Here is an 876-nt window from a genome sequence, read left to right on the forward strand (position 1 = left end):
AGCTCTAAATTCGCCATTTTTGTTATGCGCTGTTATGCTTTGTGTTTTATTTTCAGCTCGTTATGTCTTTCTAATAACTTATTCAATAATTTTATAGAATAATATCGATTGTTTTCAAGAAATGTTTTAAAAATCGGTCTCAAGTCATTTATTAACCCTTTTTCTTTTGCTACTGATAATATTCCCAAAGTTCCTATACATTTTATGTCAAAATTTTCGGCAATCTTTCTAGCCTTTTTGTCATCAATGAGTAGAAAATCTGCATTCAATTCCTTGTATAAAATCACAGATTCAGATTCTCCATAATCCATAACAAATGTCAGTTCATTAAATCCTTTAATACTCAAAACTTTTGGCTTAAAAAACTGTTCTATATTGTAGTAAAATTCGGTGCTTTTATCCAATGTAATTTCTTCCCAAACAGCTTTCGATATTTTAATTTCATCAAAGAGGTGATTTAAAAGTTCGAGTTTATCGATAATTGCAAGTGAAAAAATTGGTCCCGCGTCGGCAATTACAAGTCCGTTTTTCATTATTTCAATTTTTCAATATCGCTTAAAACGTCTTCTTCGTTCAAGTTTGAAATTGAGATTTTATTTTTAGAGAGTTCTTTTTCGAATTCAAGTCGTGACATTCCAGAAAGCTGTGCAGCTTTTCCAATTGTCAATTTTTGAAGTTTATATAATTGAATTGCTAATGTTACTTTGATTCGCTTTTTAAGGTCATTTTCTGACTCATTTAAAGCCAAAAGAATATCATTAGGAAAGTCAACCGATATTGTTTGAATGCTCATCTCTATTTACTTTTATTCAAATTTAATGTTTTTCTGTGAAGTTTAATTCTATTTGGGATTTTTTTCAACATAAAGCATAACGT

At 29.1% G+C, this 876-nt stretch carries 2 protein-coding genes; both read right to left on the reverse strand.

Going from position 1 to position 876, the window contains the following annotated elements:
* Positions 1–32: 32 nt before the first annotated feature.
* Positions 33–533, reverse strand: coding sequence for a PIN domain-containing protein (locus IEV63_RS12910; protein WP_188407228.1), 501 nt, complete (start codon positions 531–533; stop codon positions 33–35).
* Positions 533–793, reverse strand: a complete 261-nt coding sequence (locus IEV63_RS12915) for a UPF0175 family protein (RefSeq protein WP_188407229.1) — start codon at positions 791–793, stop codon at positions 533–535. Before IEV63_RS12915 ends, IEV63_RS12910 begins: the two co-directional genes overlap by 1 nt.
* Positions 794–876: the final 83 nt, after the last annotated feature.

Origin of the sequence: Psychroflexus salis (assembly GCF_014640175.1) — a bacterium.
Classification (GTDB): domain Bacteria; phylum Bacteroidota; class Bacteroidia; order Flavobacteriales; family Flavobacteriaceae; genus Psychroflexus; species Psychroflexus salis.

Bases quoted from the DNA above. Each gene is read 5' to 3' on its own strand.
- IEV63_RS12910 (WP_188407228.1), bottom strand. From the start codon at position 533: ATGAAAAACGGACTTGTAATTGCCGACGCGGGACCAATTTTTTCACTT.
- IEV63_RS12915 (WP_188407229.1), bottom strand. From the start codon at position 793: ATGAGCATTCAAACAATATCGGTTGACTTTCCTAATGATATTCTTTTG.